This is a genomic window from Pseudaestuariivita atlantica, assembly GCF_001205715.1.
Taxonomy (GTDB): domain Bacteria; phylum Pseudomonadota; class Alphaproteobacteria; order Rhodobacterales; family Rhodobacteraceae; genus Pseudaestuariivita; species Pseudaestuariivita atlantica.
Map to the genome: position 1 here is coordinate 13,520 of NZ_AQQZ01000017.1, position 15,955 is coordinate 29,474.

Annotated in this window: 13 protein-coding genes; 9 read left to right on the forward strand and 4 right to left on the reverse strand. The window is 61.2% G+C overall.

Going from position 1 to position 15,955, the window contains the following annotated elements:
- Nucleotides 1–31: 31 nt before the first annotated feature.
- Entirely contained in the window at nt 32–691 is a 660-nt protein-coding gene (locus tag ATO11_RS21385) for an RNA polymerase sigma factor (protein ID WP_082176479.1), read from the forward strand.
- Nucleotides 692–793: 102 nt separating this feature from the next.
- On the forward strand, nt 794–1,120 hold the full coding sequence (locus tag ATO11_RS19350) for a hypothetical protein (RefSeq protein ID WP_134643175.1): 327 nt from the start codon (nt 794–796) through the stop codon (nt 1,118–1,120).
- Between the two features lie 53 nt (nt 1,121–1,173).
- Here the strand turns inward: ATO11_RS19350 and ATO11_RS19355 are convergent, their stop codons facing one another.
- The gene (locus tag ATO11_RS19355; protein WP_165587002.1) at nt 1,174–2,070 is read right to left on the reverse strand and encodes a patatin-like phospholipase family protein; all 897 of its coding nucleotides are present in this window, start codon (nt 2,068–2,070) and stop codon (nt 1,174–1,176) included.
- Between the two features lie 240 nt (nt 2,071–2,310).
- Here ATO11_RS19355 and ATO11_RS19360 point away from each other — a divergent pair, with 240 nt between their 5' ends.
- The 7 genes from ATO11_RS19360 to ATO11_RS19390 all read left to right on the forward strand — a co-directional run bounded on the left by ATO11_RS19360 (nt 2,311) and on the right by ATO11_RS19390 (nt 11,303).
- Entirely contained in the window at nt 2,311–4,671 is a 2,361-nt protein-coding gene (locus ATO11_RS19360) for a heavy metal translocating P-type ATPase (protein WP_050532573.1), read from the forward strand.
- A gap of 44 nt (nt 4,672–4,715) precedes the next feature.
- Nucleotides 4,716–5,774, forward strand: a complete 1,059-nt coding sequence (locus ATO11_RS19365) for a type II glyceraldehyde-3-phosphate dehydrogenase (protein WP_050532574.1) — start codon at nt 4,716–4,718, stop codon at nt 5,772–5,774.
- Between the two features lie 79 nt (nt 5,775–5,853).
- Nucleotides 5,854–7,302, forward strand: a complete 1,449-nt coding sequence (locus ATO11_RS19370; RefSeq protein ID WP_050532575.1) for a YfcC family protein — start codon at nt 5,854–5,856, stop codon at nt 7,300–7,302.
- Between the two features lie 17 nt (nt 7,303–7,319).
- Nucleotides 7,320–8,549: an arginine deiminase gene (locus ATO11_RS19375; RefSeq protein WP_050532582.1), complete on the forward strand. Its 1,230-nt coding sequence runs from the start codon at nt 7,320–7,322 to the stop codon at nt 8,547–8,549.
- A gap of 12 nt (nt 8,550–8,561) precedes the next feature.
- Nucleotides 8,562–9,563 (forward strand): ornithine carbamoyltransferase, encoded by a 1,002-nt coding sequence (argF, locus tag ATO11_RS19380; protein WP_050532576.1) that lies wholly within the window; start codon nt 8,562–8,564, stop codon nt 9,561–9,563.
- 2 nt (nt 9,564–9,565) lie between these two features.
- On the forward strand, nt 9,566–10,483 hold the full coding sequence (arcC, locus tag ATO11_RS19385; RefSeq protein WP_050532577.1) for a carbamate kinase: 918 nt from the start codon (nt 9,566–9,568) through the stop codon (nt 10,481–10,483).
- Between the two features lie 133 nt (nt 10,484–10,616).
- On the forward strand, nt 10,617–11,303 hold the full coding sequence (locus tag ATO11_RS19390) for a DUF6629 family protein (RefSeq protein ID WP_050532578.1): 687 nt from the start codon (nt 10,617–10,619) through the stop codon (nt 11,301–11,303).
- Nucleotides 11,304–11,361: 58 nt separating this feature from the next.
- Here ATO11_RS19390 and ATO11_RS19395 read toward each other — a convergent pair whose 3' ends face one another.
- From ATO11_RS19395 to ATO11_RS19405, 3 genes are all read right to left on the reverse strand, one after another.
- Nucleotides 11,362–12,723, reverse strand: coding sequence for an NADH-quinone oxidoreductase subunit N (locus tag ATO11_RS19395; protein WP_050532583.1), 1,362 nt, complete (start codon nt 12,721–12,723; stop codon nt 11,362–11,364).
- Nucleotides 12,724–12,728: 5 nt separating this feature from the next.
- The gene (locus tag ATO11_RS19400; protein WP_050532579.1) at nt 12,729–14,189 is read right to left on the reverse strand and encodes a complex I subunit 4 family protein; all 1,461 of its coding nucleotides are present in this window, start codon (nt 14,187–14,189) and stop codon (nt 12,729–12,731) included.
- Nucleotides 14,190–14,200: 11 nt separating this feature from the next.
- Nucleotides 14,201–15,955, reverse strand: a 1,755-nt coding sequence (locus tag ATO11_RS19405) for an NADH-quinone oxidoreductase subunit 5 family protein (protein WP_110553796.1), incomplete at its 5' end; no start/stop codon positions are given.

Sequence of the window (15,955 nt, forward strand, 5' to 3'; positions counted from 1 at the left end):
ATACGTGATTCCCGGATTTGGAGGGTATGGAATGATTTCCGTAAGCCAAGTCGATAATCGAAAAACCGACCGCAACAAAGAGCAACTTGGAGAGCAGCTATTGGCATGCCGATCGGCTTTCCTCGGCTTCCTGATCAAACGCTTGGGAAATCGCACCGATGCCGAGGACGTGCTTCAGGAATTCTGTGTTCGGGTTTTGTCGCGAACCAACCAATTGCGTGACGCAGATCGGATGGATGCCTGGCTCTACGCGGTGCTGCGTTCCGCATTGAACGACCATTTTCGCAAGGTTGGACGGAGGCGCCGTTTGAACGAAGCAGTTGCGCAGGAATTGACAACTGCAGAACAATACGATGAAAGCCCCGAGAATGAGCGGAGTGTTTGTCATTGCCTGCCACATCTGGTGACCGAACTTCGACCTTCGGATGCTGCTTTGATTCAACGCATTGATCTTGATGGAGAGGATCGGTTCGAGGTGGCATCTTCCCTCAACATCCGATCAGGTACGCTGAACGTGCGTCTGCATAGGGCACGCGCAACACTTCGTGAAAGCCTTCTCAAGCACTGCGGTTGCTGCTGTGAAAGCGGCTTCAACGATTGTTCCTGCCCGCCGCATGGCTATTCGTCCACTCCCAAAACCACAAATCTCGGTGATTGCTGCGGCGACGAATGTTCGATCCACCCAGTGTAATGGTCTTGGCCCTGCGAACGTCACCTCCCTAAACGCCGTGCAACGGTTGTGGGCTGAGAGAGCAAGAAAATAGCCAACGAAAAAACAGGGTGTTCCCAATTGGTGGTCGACGAAACCAAGTATGGGGCAGAATTCCAAAGACTGGTCGACGCACTGTTCTGCGCCTGCCTGTCTGATCTGGACGCACCTGAAAAGACCTTACGCCGGGACTTGTTTCGCATGGTCGATCTGGAAGGACTTGAGCTCTCCAAAGCTGCCGAAGCGCTAGGGATTTCGAGTGCGGAGGCCAGAGACCTGCAAGAGAAGACCAGACGCGAAATCGCAATTCTGCTGGTCTTGGGGCTCGGCACATTCGAGCACGCGGACGTGAATGACCCTAACGCGGTGCCGGGCTGCCGCTGTGGCAATCAAGGCAAGGAGACAGACTGAAGGACTTGAACGTGGCGGGTAGTGTGCATAATCAAGTAAGATGCTCGAGCACCTTACATTTCGGCCGGTTGGACTTTGACTTCAGTATCGAGCAGCTTCTTGATCTCATCATATGCGCGTCGGGTGGCCACGGCCCCTGCGGCGATGCAGTGACGCTTCAACCGGAATTCAAGGGTGCCGATTGTCTGGGAAAACGCGGGCCGGATGACGAGGTCTGCTTGCGAGAAGCGCAGACTTGCATGTTCGAACTGGCAAACTTCAATGGAGCGCATCATCGCCTGCACGCCGTTTTTGGGACCTGTGGAACTTTCGCGCTGGCTGGGGTCGACGGCGATCACAGTTTCGACGCCTGCGGCACGTGCCACATCGACAGGCGCGATGTCCGCGTAAGCCCCATCCATGAGTATGTGATCCCCATGCACAAGTGGTGGCAGTATTCCGGCCAACGCGGCGCTCGAATAGACACAATCTGTCGCAAGCCCTTCTTCGAATACCACGCGTCGACCCGACAGCATGTCCGTCGCACAAACAAAAATCGGAATCCGACCGTCCTGCAGATTCTTGCCCTTGGTCAGATCGGTCAAGACATTGCGGCCCCAGGTTTCGGTGCGTGCTCCAACGCCCCAGCCGAAATACATGTCCCGCGCGGCAAGAAGCGCAATCCTGAGGCCCCTCAGTCTCGCAATCAGACCTGGCAGTCGAAAGTCGGGCGTTGCCGGAAATCCGCTGGTGTCCATCTGAACAAGTTCGTCGTACCAGTTGTCATTTAGGGCATATGTCGCAGCAACAACCGCCCCCATCGACACACCGACGATGGCGCTCGGGATGTATCCTCTGGCAACCAGGGCTTTGAGAACTCCCGCATGCGACAACCCCCGTGCACCGCCGCCACTGAGAACGAGGGCAAAGGATTTGTGGGGTCGTTCACTTGTGTCGGCCTGGCGTGTCATTGTTCGGCTCCGCATTCCGCACTTTAAGGCTAGCTTCGTCAATGGCTTGAGAGCCCTTACTGCATTGTATCCCGTGAAGGACTGACGCGCGCCATCAGCCGATGTTACCGGCTGTTGCGGCGCGCCAATCGCAAAAATCCGCCGCTTTTTTCATCCTTGCATGTAACAGCTGTCGCCGAGCGGCGTCTATTATTCTGACGATCTTTTGAAACTGCGCGAAATTTTCGACAGGAGCCAACCATGAAAACTTTGACCCTTGAGGTCCGCGGGCTGTTCGAGGAACTCGATCATCTCGGGGTTGAACGCCATTTGATGGCGCTCAACGGTGTCCAGCGCGCCGAAGCAAACCCTGCCTCGGCCAGCGTAACGGTGCAATATGATGAAGCGGTGGTGGATGAGAAAACCCTACGCGGCACAATTGAGAAGTGCGGTTTTCACTGCGCCGGAGAGCAGCTTCCCGAGCACATCTGCAAAATGGACCACAAGGATCATACCGGTCATGAGGGCCATGCCGGTCACGCTGCGCATGGCGCAAAGGCGCCGACCTCTCACGAGGAAATGGCGCACGAGATGGGGCATGGCGCCGGTCACGACATGGCGGCGATGGTCAAGGACATGCGCAACCGCTTCTGGGTTGCGCTGCTCTTTACCGTCCCGATCTTCATTTATTCGCCGATGGGCGGAATGTTCACGCCTCCTGCGCCTCCGTTCGGCATGAGGCTGGACCTCTGGCTTTTCTTCCTTGGCAGTGCCGCAATCGTCTGGCCAAGCTGGCCGTTCTTCGTCGCCGCCTGGCGCGCATTGAAAAACGGTATTCTCAACATGGCCGTGCTGGTGGTTTTGTCTGTCGGCACCGGATACTTCTTCAGCGTCGGATCGACTTTCTTCTTCCCTGGCGTTCAGTTTTATGAAGCCGTTGCTGTCTTGCTGGTCTTCATCCTGCTTGGCCATTGGCTGGAAATGCGGGCCCGTGCGGGTGCCTCCGAGGCGATCCGCGCGTTGCTTGATCTGGCACCGCCCATGGCCGTGGTTCTGCGAAACGGGGAGGAAATCGAGGTGCCCACCGCCGAGGTTCTGGCCGGCGAGACCGTCATCATCCGACCCGGCAACAAGATCCCCGTCGATGGCGAAGTGATCGAGGGCGAGTCGGTCGTCGACGAATCCATGCTCACGGGCGAATCCATGCCGGTGTCCAAGAAGCCCGGCGACAAGGTCGTCGGCGCCACGATCAACAAGACGGGCAGCTTCCGCTTCAAGGCGACCAAGGTCGGCGCGGATTCCGCCCTGGCCCAGATCGTCAAGCTGGTGCAAGAGGCCCAGAACTCCAAGGCACCCTCGCAGCTTTTGGCTGACAGGGCATCGCAGTGGCTCGTGCTGATCGCGGTCATTATCGGGCTTGCGACTTTTTCGGTATGGTTCTGGTGGATCGGTTCGCCGCTTCTTTTTGCTGTCACCCTGACGATCACGGTTTTCGTGATTGCCTGTCCAGACGCGCTTGGCCTTGCCACACCGATGGCCGTGATGGTCGGCACCGGGATCGGAGCGCGCAACGGCATCCTGTTCAAGAACGCTGGTGCACTTGAGGAGGCGACAAAGCTTGACGTGATCGTATTCGACAAGACCGGAACGCTAACGATGGGTCAACCGCGCGTCGTGGACGTGGTTCCTGCCGAAGGAACGGATGCAGATACTGTTTTGCGGATGGCGGCCGCTGTCGAGCGAGGGTCAGACCACCCTCTAGCATTGGCGATCATCGAACGCGCAGAGGGTCTGGACGTGCCCGCGACTGGTGCTTTCCTCAACATCGAAGGCAAGGGCGCACAGGCCGAGATCGAAGGTGAGCTGGTCTACCTTGGAAACCGCAGGCTCATGGACGAGCAGAAGATCGACCTTGCCGATCTTTCGGCGGCGGCGGACGACCTGAAGGGCGAGGGGCGCACTGTGGTACACGTCGCCCGTGGCGGACGCCTTCTCGGCCTCGTGGCCATTGCCGATGCGCCGCGCCCTTCTGCCAAGGTGACGGTCGCAAAACTGCGCGAACGGGGGGTCGAGGTGGCGATGCTGACCGGCGACAATGAGGGCACGGCCAAACGCATCGCGGCGGAACTGGGCATCGACATCATTCTGGCGGATGTGCTGCCAGGCCAGAAGGCCGACAAGGTCAAGGAATTGCAGGCCCAGGGCAAGCGTGTCGGCATGGTGGGCGATGGTGTCAACGACGCACCGGCGCTGACCCAAGCCGATGTCGGTTTTGCCATCGGTGCTGGAACGGACGTGGCCATGGAAAGTGCCGATGTGGTGCTGATGAAGAGCGACCCGCACGATGTTCTCGGTGCGATCGAGCTTTCGCGGGCCACGTTGCGCAAGATGCACCAGAACCTGTTCTGGGCGGTTGCCTACAACGTGGTGGCGTTTCCTGCGGCTGCCGGGGTTTTCTATCCGCTTGTGGTCAGTCCCGCCGTAGCGGCGATTGCGATGTCGGGCAGTTCGGCGCTTGTCGCGGTGAATGCACTGCTCCTGAAACGTACCCGGCTGGACGGGGTCAAACAGCCCGGACAGCCGGAGGCTTTGGCCTCCGGCGTCCAGGCGGCCGAGGCCTAGGACAACGAAACGCGCAACGCGACAAGAAAGAGGGCGAAGCAACAATGTCCATAAAGGGAAAGAAAACCAGGATTGCCGTGAATGGCTACGGCGTGATCGGCAAGCGAGTGGCAGACGCGGTCATGCTTCAGGACGACATGGAACTGGTGGGTGTCGCGGACATTGCCACGGATTGGCGTACCAGCGCGGCGGGGGCAAAGGGCATCACGCTCTTCGGTGCGACGCTCGATCACGCAGCGGCAATGCGTGAGGCCGGCCACGAGATCGCTGGTGTGCTTGATGACCTGCTTGCGGTGTCGGATATCGTGGTTGACTGCACGCCAAAGCGGATCGCGGCGCAGAACGTGCCGCGCTACCGCGAGCAGGGGATCAAGTTCATCGTCCACGGCGGCGAAAAGCACGAGGTCACCGGTCATTCCTTCGTCGCTGATGCCAATTATGCCAGTGCCATCGGGCGGGACAGCACGCGGGTCGTGTCATGCAATACGACCTCGATCGTGCGCACGCTTAGCACTCTGAAGCGGGCAGGGCTTCTGAAAAAAGCTCGCGGTACGCTGCTGCGACGCGCGACAGACCCGTGGGAAAGCCATCTGGGCGGCATCATGAATACGCTCGTGCCTGAGGCTGACATTCCAAGCCATCAAGGACCGGATGCACAGAGCGTGGACCCGGATCTGGATGTCGTGACGATGGCCGTGAAAGTGCCGGAAACTCTCGCGCATCTGCATTACTGGACCGTGCAACTCAACCGCGCGGTCGACAAGGAGGAGGTTCTGCAAGCTTTTGCAGCATCTTCGCGGATCGTGATGATCGATGCGGGTGCGGGGCTGGGTGCACTCAACTCGGTGAAGGAACTCATGGCGGATATGGGCCGCCCGCACGACAATCTCTACGAAGTCGCTCTTTGGGCCGATATGCTCAAGGTCCAAGGAGATGAGCTGTTCTACGCCTACATGGTCGACAACCAGGCCATCGTGATCCCCGAAACCATCGACGCCATTCGCGCGCTTTCCGGCACGGTCCGGGATGGCGCTGCGTCCATAAAAAAGACCAACAAGGCACTTGGGGTCGGGGACCTACCCCGACAAGTGACCCGTCAATGAGACGCATGCGTCTTTTGTCCACGCCCCGTACTGGCGGCGAACACAGAGCCGTCCTCACCGAATTACACAGGAGCAAGCCATGAGCGAACAATCCGAAGCCAAACCGGAGCATTCCCCCGAACTTTCCACAAGATTCCCGACCGCCTACTCGATCCTGTTCCTTTTGATCGTCTTCGTGGCCGCCCTGACCTGGATCGTTCCGGCCGGTAAATACGACCGTGCAATGAATGAAGAGGTTGGCCGTGAAATCGCGGTGGCTGGTACTTACGCCGAGGTCGACCCGAACCCGCAGGGGTTCTGGGACGTCTTGTTGGCGCCGGTTGCAGGGTTTTACGACCCCGAAAGTTACGCCGCCAACGCGATCGACGTCGCGCTTTTTGTGCTGTTTCTCGGCGGCTTTCTTGGGGTTGTGAACGCCACTGGGGCAATAGACACCGGCATCAAGACGGCCATGCTTCGGATGAAGGGACGCGAGATCTGGATGATCCCCATCTTGATGTCGCTGTTCGCCGTTGGCGGCACCACCTATGGCATGGCCGAGGAAACCCTCGCCTTCTACGCTATCCTGATCCCGGTGATCATCGCGGCCGGATATGACGCGATCACCGGTGTCGCGATCATCTTGATCGGCGCGGGCATCGGCGTCCTGGGGTCCACGATCAATCCTTTTGCAACAGTAATTGCAGCGAACGCTGCGGGTATTCCGTTTACCGATGGGCTAGTCCTGCGTTTGGCGATCCTCGTCGGGGGGCTGGTGATCTGTGCAGCCTATGTCATGCGCTATGCCAGAAGGGTCAAAGCGGACCCGACACGCTCCGTCGTGGCAAAACAGGCCCAGGCTCACCGGCGCATCTTCCTGCAAGCGGGGGCCGGGGGCGATCAGACAGCCACACTGACAGGCACCCAAAAGATTGTGCTGGTCCTGTTCGCGATCACCTTTGCCGTCATGATCTGGGGCGTGTCCAGCCAAGGCTGGTGGATGGCCCGTATGAGCGCGCTTTTCTTCGGATCTGCAATCCTCATCGGGCTTGTCGCGCGACTTGAAGAAAAGAAGTTGACCGGTAGCTTTGTCGATGGCGCGAAAGACCTTCTGGGCGTAGCCTTGGTTGTCGGGCTCGCCCGCGGCATCGTGGTCGTCATGGAACAAGGGCTGATTGCCGACACCATCCTGAACAGCGCAGAGCAGTCGCTCGGCGGGCTGGGCGAACTCGCCTTCATCAACCTCATGTTCTGGATCGAGATCGGTATGAGCTTCTTCGTGCCGTCTTCGTCTGGGCTTGCAGTGCTGTCGATGCCCATTCTCGCACCGCTGGCGGATTTTGCCGGTGTCGGGCGCGATCTGGTGGTCACGGCTTACCAGTCAGCCAACGGGCTGGTGAACCTGATCAACCCGACTTTTGCGGTTGTCATTGGCGGTCTGGCGATCGGCCGGATTTCTTATGACCGATGGCTCGTCTTCATCTGGCCGCTTCTACTGATCCTGCTGATCTTCGTCTCGGCCTTGCTCAGCCTTGCAGCTCTCGTTTGAAAAAGGAGTTTCTCCAAATGTCCGAAGAAAATCTTGGCGTCCACTCCGAAAGCGGACGCTTGCGGCAAGTCATCGTCAGTCGTCCGGGCCTCGCCCATCGCAGATTGACGCCAGATAACTGCGACGATCTGCTGTTCGACGATGTCTTCTGGGTCAAGCAGGCGCAGAAGGATCATGATGCATTTGCCAATGCGATGCGCGGTGAGGGGGTCGAGGTCTTGGACTCCGGCACCCTGCTGGCCGAGACACTCGATATCTCTGAGGCACGGCAATGGGTGCTGGATCATCGCATTTCGGCCGGACATGTCGGGGTTGGGATGAGGCGAGAATTGCGCGCATGGATGGACAGTCTGCCGGGGGCGGAACTATCCAAGTATCTGATCGGTGGGCTGACCGTGGCGGACTTGCCTTTTGAGGCGTCTGGCATGTTTGGCAGCTATCTGGGGCGGCACGGTTTCATTCTTCCGCCACTGCCGAACTTCCTCTTCACGCGCGACAACTCGTCCTGGCTCTATGGCGGCGTGACGCTGAACCCGATGTACTGGCCCGCTCGCCGACCCGAAACGCTGCTGACCGCCGCTATATACCGGTTCCATCCGAAGTTTTCTGGCAAGTTCGATGTGATCTGGGGTGACCCTCTGACCGATCACGGGCTGGCGACCGCTGAGGGCGGAGATCTGATGCCGGTGGGCGATGGGCTCGTTCTCGTCGGCATGGGAGAGCGCACCTCGCCGCAAGGCGTGGGGCTCCTGGCCGAAGCGCTTTTCGCCAAGAGCATCGCCAAACGAGTGATAGCCTGCCAGTTGCCGCGGTCACGCTCTGCCATGCACCTCGATACGGTCTTCACCTTCTGTGGCGGTGATGTCGTAACAAGTTTCAAAGAGGTGGCGGACGAAGTGGTCTGCTATGACCTGAACCCGGGCAAGGATGACAAGCCGCTCGACATGCGACGCGATCCGCGGCCGATGTTCGATGTGGTGGCCGAAGCCATGGGCATTAAGCGATTCAGGATTGTTCCCACAGGTGGTGGTGATCCATTCGAGAAGGCTCGGGAGCAGTGGAACGATGGCAACAACGTTTTGGCACTGAGACCCGGCCTGGTTATGGGCTACGACCGCAACGATGATACCAACGCTGCTCTGAGGGCGGAGGGTATCGAGATTATCGAACTGCCCGGTGCCGAACTCGGGCGCGGGCGTGGCGGCAGCCATTGCATGTCCTGTCCAACTATCCGCGATGCTGTCTGAGAGGAGAAGATCATGGCATTCAATCTGAATAATCGGCACTTCCTGACCCTGCGAGACTTCTCGTCGAAGGAAATCGCCTTCCTGCTGAAGCTGGCCGCAGACCTCAAGGCCGCAAAATACGCAGGAACGGAGGTGCCGACACTGACCGGCAAGGAGATCGCGCTGATCTTCGAAAAGGACAGCACGCGCACCCGCGTTGGGTTCGAGGTCGCGGCACACGACCAGGGCGCCCATGTGACGTATCTCGGCCCCTCTGGGTCGCATCTGGGGAAAAAGGAAACGGTGAAGGACACTGCCCGCGTTTTGGGGCGGGTCTATGATGCAATCGAGTATCGGGGTTTTGGGCAAGCGCTGGTGCAGGAACTGGCCGATTGGGCTGGTGTGCCGGTCTACAACGGTCTGACGGACGAGTTTCACCCGACCCAGATTCTCGCCGACTTCCTTACCATGCAAGAGCACTCCGAAAAGCCCCTGCGCAAGGTGAGCTACTGCTTTCTGGGCGATGCCCGCAACAACATGGGCGACAGCCTGCTGATCGGCGGTGCCAAGATGGGGATGGACGTGCGGCTGTGTGCGCCCGAAAGCCTTTGGCCCGATACGGAGATCCGGGAGGAAGCTGAAGCGATCGCTTCGGAGACCGGTGCAAGGATCACGGTCACCGACGACTTGGCGAAGGGCGTGAAAGGGGCAGATTTCATCTACACCGATGTCTGGGTTTCCATGGGCGAACCCAAGGAGGTCTGGTCGGAACGCATCAATCTTCTGACGCCCTACCGGGTCACGGCCGACATCATGCGCCAGACCGGCAACCCTCGCGCAAAGTTCATGCATTGCCTGCCTGCATTCCACAACACTGACACGGAAGTGGGCAAGCAGATCGCGGATGAGTTTGGTATCGATGCGATGGAAGTAACGGAGGAGGTGTTCGAAAGCCCGGCATCGATTGTCTTCGACCAGGCCGAGAACCGGCTTCATACGATCAAGGCGGTTCTCGTCGCCACGCTGGGAAGCTGACGATGCTGATCGTTGCGGCGCTTGGGGGAAATGCACTGCTAAAACGCGGCGAGCCAATGACCGCGGTGAACCAGCGCGCCAATGTCAAGCAGGCGGCGCGTGCGCTGGCCCAGTTGGTTAACGCCGGCCATCGGCTGGTGGTCACCCACGGCAACGGTCCTCAGGTCGGCCTGCTGGCGCTTCAGGGCGCAGCCTACAAGCCGGATGAGGCTTATCCACTGGATGTGCTGGGCGCCGAGACCGGAGGCATGATCGGCTACATGATTGAGCAGGAACTGGAGAATGCGCTCGACCATGCCCGTCCTGTCGCCACGCTGTTGACACAGGTTGTGGTCGACAGTCGCGATCCGGCGTTCGGCAATCCGACCAAGTTCATCGGACCCGTTTATGAAGAGGCCGAAGCCAAAGCCCGCGCCAGCGTGGCGGGCTGGACCATAGCCCAGGATGGCAAGAAATGGCGTCGCGTCGTTCCGTCGCCACGTCCGATTGATATCCCCGATGCGCGCGTTCTGCAGCTTCTGCTCGATCAGGACGTGATCGTGATCTGCACGGGCGGCGGCGGGATACCGGTGTTGCGACGGCCAGACGGCAGCATGGCTGGCGTTGAGGCCGTCATAGACAAGGATGCGGCCAGCGCCCTGTTGGCGCGCCAGCTTGGTGCCGACGCGCTGCTTTTGCTGACAGATGTCGAGGCCGTCTATCGGGATTTCGGTACGAAGGACGAACGGTCGATCCCGGAGTTGACACCCCGAGAAGCGGCATTGCTCGATCTTCCCGCAGGGTCGATGGGGCCGAAACTTACGGCCGCGGCAACGTTTGCGTCGGATGGAAAGCTCGCCAGCATCGGCCGACTGGATCAGGCGCTCGAAATCCTTGCTGGAAAAGCCGGGACAGCGGTCCGCCAGACATCAGAGGTGTGACCTTGGAAAGACTGCCCGGGACATCCAATGCGCGTGTATGCAAAGCCGTCCGAACTGAAATTCAGGTGACGAACGCCAATGAACCAACTACGATTTTGGCATTCTCACAATCACTCGCGTTGAGGTATTGTCGATGTGTCTTTCGCAGGAAGTAAGCTTTGCAGCCAGCGCCTTTCTGGTCGTAGGTGGCACCTACGCCGTCACGCGGGCCTGGGCGATCAATCGCCGATATCTGCCGGTCGCGCTCATGCCGGTCTTCGCAGGCCTACAACAGTTCATGGAAGGCAACGTTTGGTGGGGTGTGAACACCGGAGATCCGGCGACAACCCTGGTTGGGGCTCTTGGTTTTATCTTCTTTACCTGGTTCATGTGGCCTTTCTGGATACCGCTCGCATCATATGTTCTGGAGCCCCCTGACAGCCGGCGCCGGCCCTGGATGGCGGCGATGTCCGTGGCCGGGTTGACTTTCGGTCTGGCGCTTTATGTGCCGCACCTGGCCAATCCGGACTGGGTCGAGGTCACGGTCAATCAGGATAGCCTCGCCTATGAGGGCACGATGATCCTGGATTACCTGATGCCGCGTTGGATGACTTACGTGATCTACCTGACACTGATCATCCTGCCCCCGGCGATTTCGACCTATTATCACATGCGCTGGTTCGCGCTGACCATCGTCGCCGTGGTCGTGGTCGATATCCTCTTCCTGCGCTACGCCTATATCTCTTTCTTTTGCCTTCTCGCCGGTCTTGGCACCCTGCACCTCATCTACATCATCGCCCGCAACAAATGCGCGCGGGAATGTCCGGTTCTGTTCGCTTGAATGCGGATAGGGTCGCTGGACTGGCCCGCCCATGTTCAAGGCCGCGCCGACGCTTGGGTTACGGCCCGGGCAGAAGTCCGGCGGTGAGGCCCATGAAAAGTGTGGCAACAAGGACGACCAAGACTACTGCCAATGTGAGCGGATTCCCTCGGCCTTGTGTGCCGCCCGGCCTAAGCTCCCGATACATCGGCACCACGAGCCGAAGGTAAACTCCAAGTGCCAGCACCGAGTTCAAGATACCGATTATCGCGAGCCACAGAAACCCGGCCTCGACCGCTGCCGAGAGCAGGTAGAACTTGCCCACGAAGCCGAAGAGCGGCGGGATACCGGTGAGCGACAGCAGGAACACCACCATCGCGGCCCCCAGCCACGGATGGGTGCGCCCGAAGCCTTCGAGATCGTCCAGATCGCGCCCGGCCAGCAGGACAACCGCAAAGGCGCCGAGGTTCATCGCCACGTAGGCGGCGGCAAAGACCAGAATGCCCGGAACGGCAAAGCCGCTGGCCCCGAGGGCCACGACGCCCATCAGGAAATATCCCGACTGTGCCACCGAGGAATAGGCGATCAGGCGCACAAGGTTGGTCTGCACCAGTGCGGCGAGATAGCCATAGGTCATTGTCGCCGCCGCGATCACGGCCAGCGCCAGCGGCCAGCCACCGTCACGGGGCAGGTCGCGCAGGACCTGCGCGAAGGCGAAAAAGGCGGCGGCCTTGGTGATGACGGACAGGTAGGCCGCGATCGACACGGGCGCCCCCTGATAAGCGTCCGGTGCCCAGAAATGAAACGGCACCAGCGATCCCTTGTAGCCCAGACCGACGATGATGGCGATCAACCCGGCGATGGTCACAAGTGTCTGGCCCTGCAACTGGCCCAGTCCCGAGAACAGGGTCGAGCCGGTGCCGCCGAACCAGAAGGTCAGCCCGTAGATCATCACCGATCCCGTGACCGCGCCGAAGACGAGGTATTTCATCGCCGCCTCGGTGGCGGCATCGTCGCGGGGCCAGGCCACAAGCGCGAAAGAGCCCAGACCGGTGAGCACGACACCGATCACCACCACCATCATGTCGCCCGCACCCGACAGCATCAGCGCGCCAAGGGTCACGAGCACGACGAGGGATTGAACGCTGCCTTCGCGCGGGCGACCAGCGATTTCGGCCCGAACCAGCAGCAGGGACAGCGCAGTGCCGGGCAGCAGGATCAGCTTGGCCCAGCCCGAGATCAGGTCGATCCGGTAGGTGCCACCGAATACGGTGGCGTCGACACTCAGCATCGGCAGCGTCAGGATCGTCGCCGCCGCAAGCCCGGCCAGACCGATGGCCAGCACCAGTCGCGCCGCGCGAAACATCTCCGCAACGATCATCAGCATCGCAGCGGCGGCCAGCGTCAACTCCGGCGCCAGAAGCGCAAGATCACGGCCCATCTCCATCAGTTGTCGAGGCCCGTCATGGTGGTGTGGATCATGTCGATCAGCCAACTGGGCGCGACACCGACCAAAACGGTCAGGATGAGAAGAGGGACGATCACAGTCTTTTCGCGCTGGTCAAGGTCCGACATTTCCGCCCACTTGTCGTTCATCTCGCCCAGAAAAACGCCCGCAATGGCCCGCAGATACAGCGCAGCCGTGACCACGATGGCGAGGATCGCGATCAACCCCCAGGGCATGCCGTTCAACGTGGCGAGGAATATCTGGAATTCGGCCGGGAAATGTGCGAGCCCCGGCAGGCCCAGCGAGGCGAAGGCCGACAGGATGAAGGCCCAGCCAAGCCACGGCACACGGCCCAGCAGCCCACCGAAATCGCCGATCCTACGGGTATGCGCGCGGTCCTGCAACATGCCGACAAGGAAGAAGAGTGCGCCGGTAACCAGACCGTGGCTGACCATTTGCAGCGCCGCGCCGTCCAGCGCGATGGTCCTGATGCGGGGCTCTGCCGCCAGCGCGGCGATGGCGACGCCCATCACAACATATCCCATGTGGTTGACCGAGGTATAGGCAATCATCTTCTTCAGGTCGCTTTGCGCCAGTGCCGCAAAGGCTCCGTAAAGAGCGCTGACCACCCCGAAGGCGAGGATCACCTGTCCGGCCTGCGCGAAGGCTTCGGGCGTCATCTGGTAGGCAAAGCGCACCAGCCCATAGGTTCCGAATTTCAGCATCACGCCGGCGAGGATCACGCTGCCCGCCGTGGGGGCCTGCACATGCGCCGCCGGAAGCCAGGTGTGGACCGGGAAGGCCGGGATCTTGACCGCGAAGGTCACGAGCATTGCAATCAGCGCCAATGTGGCGGGAAGCCCGCCCAGTGTGGTGCCCTCGACCCAGACACGCATGTCGAAGGTGCCCGATCCGAGGTAAAGCCCGATGATCGCCAGCAGAAGCGGCAGCGAGCCCAGAAGCGTGTAGAGGAAGAACATGAGTGCGGCCCGCTGCCGCTCTTCATAGCCCCAGCCTGCGATCATGAAGTACATGCCGACCAGCGAGACCTCGAAAAAGACGTAGAAGAGCAGGCCGTCAAGCGCCATGAACGTGCCGAGCGAGGCGGTTTCCAGCATCAGCATCAGCACCACGTAGGAGGCCGCGCGTTCGCCGACCCGCGCCGAATACAAGGCCGACAGAAGAAACAGAAGCGAGGTCAGCAGCACCAGAGGCAGGCTCAACCCGTCCACGCCCAGCCGGTAGGCCGCGCCAATGGCCGGGATCCAGGCGATTTCCTCGACCTGGGCGAAGTCTCCGGCCACGATGCCGCGCGCCCAGATCACCAGTGTGATCAGGAACACGGCCCCCGTGGCCGCGATGGACACCGCATGTGCCGTTCGCGTGGACCGGTCGGGCAGCGCCATGAGCGCGAGACCGGCAAGGATGGGCAGGAAGGTGGCAATGGTCAGAAGCGGCATGAGCGCGATCCTCAGAAGTAAAGCGGGGCGGCGAGGAGTACGCCGGTGACAAGGGCGATTCCGGCGACGGTCAGCGCCATTTCGCGGTGAATGAAGCCGCTTTGCAGACGGCGGGCACGGCTGCCGAGGGCGATTGTGCGGTCGACAAGGCCAAAGATCGCGCGGTCGATAGTGTCACGGTCGGTGCGCAAGCTGATCTGCCCGAGTGACAGGTTCAGTTGGCCAACCGCATTGACCAGCGCCAGAAGCCCAGCCTCGGCGCGTTCGATCCGGCGTGACAACGCTTGTGTACCTGCGACGATGCCGCCCAGCACGACACGGCGAATGATCCAGGCATCGAGGCGGTCGCACAGCCGCGCCAGGGCCAGCGCCGGGCGGACCACGAGGGCGTCCATGCCACCTGCGAGCGGGAAGCCGTTTCGTGCTTGCGCAAGCAGCGGACCCAGAAGGCGGGCGGGGGTCAGCAGCCAGCCAAGCGCCAGCCCGGCCAAACCCACCGCAAGCCCCATCACCGGGACCACCCAGACGGGCTCAGCCAGATGCGCGCCCAGCATCGCCTCCAGCGGTGTGAAAACAAGGCCGAGCGTTGCTGCGAGTGCCACGAGTATGCCCATGCCAACGGCCATGAGCGGCACCTTATTGTGCGGCTTTTCTGCCGCGCCGGACCACAGCACCTTCAGCGCGCGACCCATATAGGCTCCGGTCAGCACCGATCCGGCCAACGCCAGCGGCAGCAGCCAGACGGCAGAGGGGCTGGCGAGCGCCGCAGCGAGGATCGCGTCCTTGGAATAAAAGGCAGCGAGCGGTGGCAGCCCGGCCAGCGCCAGCGCAGCGAGGGCAAAGCCCGCAAAGATGCCCGGCCGGGCGCGGCCCGCGCCCGCAAGCGTATCCAGATCGGTGCTCTCGCGGTCGTGCTGAAAGACGCCTGCGCCGAGAAAGAGCGCCGATTTGATCGCGGCATGCGCGATCAGGTGCAACAGGGCGGCAACGGGCGCGCCGGCCCCCACTGCAATAAGCATCAGCCCGTACTGACTGGCGGTCGAGGCGGCGAGCAGGCGCTTGAGGTCCGTTGCTGCCAGTGCCATCAGCCCGGTGACGACGGCTGTTACCCCGCCGACAATCCCGATGGCCAGAAGCGCCCCGCCCGGTAGCATTGGTGCGGTCCGGATCAGCAGGATCGCCCCCGCCGCCACCAGCGTGGCGGAGTGGAGCAGGGCGGAGACCGGCGTTGGCCCCGCCATCGCCCGCATCAGCCAGTCCTGCATTGGCACCTGCGCCGACTTGCCCATGGCCGCGAACAAGAGCAGCAGCCCTGCGATCAGCGCCGGGGTGCCGGTGGTGGAAAGCGTGGCCGAAATCTCGGAGGTTCCGGCGATACCGATCAGCAGGAAGGCCGCGAGGTAGAGGCCCAGATCGGCCGTCCGCGTATAGAGGAACGCCCGCGTGGCCGCCCCGGGCACGCCCTCGCGTCCGTGCCAAAACCCGATCAGAAGGTAGGAGGCAAAGCCGATCATCTCCCACGCCGCCAGAAGGGTTATCCAGTCGCCCGACAGCACCAGAAGCTGCATTGCGGCCACGAACATCAGCATGGTGCCGAAAAAGCGGGGGCGTTCGGGATCGCGCGCCATGTAGCCCGCCGCATAGGTCAGGACCATCGCGGCCACGGCGGCCACGACCAGCGCCAGGGTCGCGGTGAGCGGGCTGCCCACCAACCGGATCGGCAGGTCCGGCAGGAAGGGCAGGGTAGCCGTCAACTCCGCGCCGCC

Excerpts from the sequence above, each read along its gene's own strand:
- ATO11_RS21385 (WP_082176479.1), top strand. The coding sequence starts at position 32 with ATGATTTCCGTAAGCCAAGTCGATAATCGAAAAACCGACCGCAACAAA.
- ATO11_RS19355 (WP_165587002.1), bottom strand. The coding sequence starts at position 2,070 with ATGACACGCCAGGCCGACACAAGTGAACGACCCCACAAATCCTTTGCC.
- ATO11_RS19360 (WP_050532573.1), top strand. The coding sequence starts at position 2,311 with ATGAAAACTTTGACCCTTGAGGTCCGCGGGCTGTTCGAGGAACTCGAT.
- ATO11_RS19365 (WP_050532574.1), top strand. The coding sequence starts at position 4,716 with ATGTCCATAAAGGGAAAGAAAACCAGGATTGCCGTGAATGGCTACGGC.
- ATO11_RS19370 (WP_050532575.1), top strand. The coding sequence starts at position 5,854 with ATGAGCGAACAATCCGAAGCCAAACCGGAGCATTCCCCCGAACTTTCC.
- ATO11_RS19375 (WP_050532582.1), top strand. The coding sequence starts at position 7,320 with ATGTCCGAAGAAAATCTTGGCGTCCACTCCGAAAGCGGACGCTTGCGG.
- argF (WP_050532576.1), top strand. The coding sequence starts at position 8,562 with ATGGCATTCAATCTGAATAATCGGCACTTCCTGACCCTGCGAGACTTC.
- arcC (WP_050532577.1), top strand. The coding sequence starts at position 9,566 with ATGCTGATCGTTGCGGCGCTTGGGGGAAATGCACTGCTAAAACGCGGC.
- ATO11_RS19390 (WP_050532578.1), top strand. The coding sequence starts at position 10,617 with ATGTGTCTTTCGCAGGAAGTAAGCTTTGCAGCCAGCGCCTTTCTGGTC.
- ATO11_RS19395 (WP_050532583.1), bottom strand. The coding sequence starts at position 12,723 with ATGGGCCGTGATCTTGCGCTTCTGGCGCCGGAGTTGACGCTGGCCGCC.
- ATO11_RS19400 (WP_050532579.1), bottom strand. The coding sequence starts at position 14,189 with ATGCCGCTTCTGACCATTGCCACCTTCCTGCCCATCCTTGCCGGTCTC.